This window comes from Oleiphilus sp. HI0117, from assembly GCF_001635235.1.
In genome coordinates this window covers 1-621 of the sequence record NZ_LWGA01000400.1, presented here as the reverse complement: position 1 = coordinate 621, position 621 = coordinate 1, and the positions used below count along the sequence as shown (strand labels likewise).

Annotated in this window: 1 pseudogene; it reads left to right on the top strand. The window is 41.4% G+C overall.

The window, feature by feature from the left end:
- Window positions 1-621 (top strand): annotated as a pseudogene (locus A3757_RS04710) (thiamine pyrophosphate-binding protein); the annotation flags it as partial.

The window sequence follows — 621 nt, the reverse complement described above, 5'->3', positions numbered from 1 at the left end:
TTGGGGCCTTCACTTAGCAAAGTGTGAAGACCTTTTTTCTGAACTAGTCGATAAACTAGGTGTACCCGTAGTGCTAACATGGGGTGCTTCAGATATTTTAGCTGATAGTCACGCTCTGAAGGTGGGCACTTTCGGAACTCATGGTAGTCGTTATGCGAATTTTACGATACAGAATGCTGATTTTGTCTTAGCTTTAGGTACTCGTCTCGACACTAAAGCCACTGGTACTCCTGTAAATACTTTTGCAAGGCAGGCTTGGAAGGCTGTAGTGGATATTGATAAGAATGAGCTTGAAAAGTTTGAACGTAATGACCTGAAAATAGATTGCCTTATTCAGCACGATGCGAAAGAGGTCATTGATCATTTACTGTCGTACAATGTAGAAACAGGCTTTTCTGCTTGGCTTGAAGTGATTCATGGATGGAAAACAACATATAGCTATAAAGCAGAGACATATCCCAAGGGGGAGTTTGTTGACCCGTACCAGTTCGTGGATATGTTTTCAAAAAGGATTCAAAACAAAGCGCATATATTTGTTGATACAGGCTCAGCAATCGCTTGGATGATGCAGGCTTTTAAACCTAATGCAGGGCATAGAGTTTGGCATGACTTTAACAACAC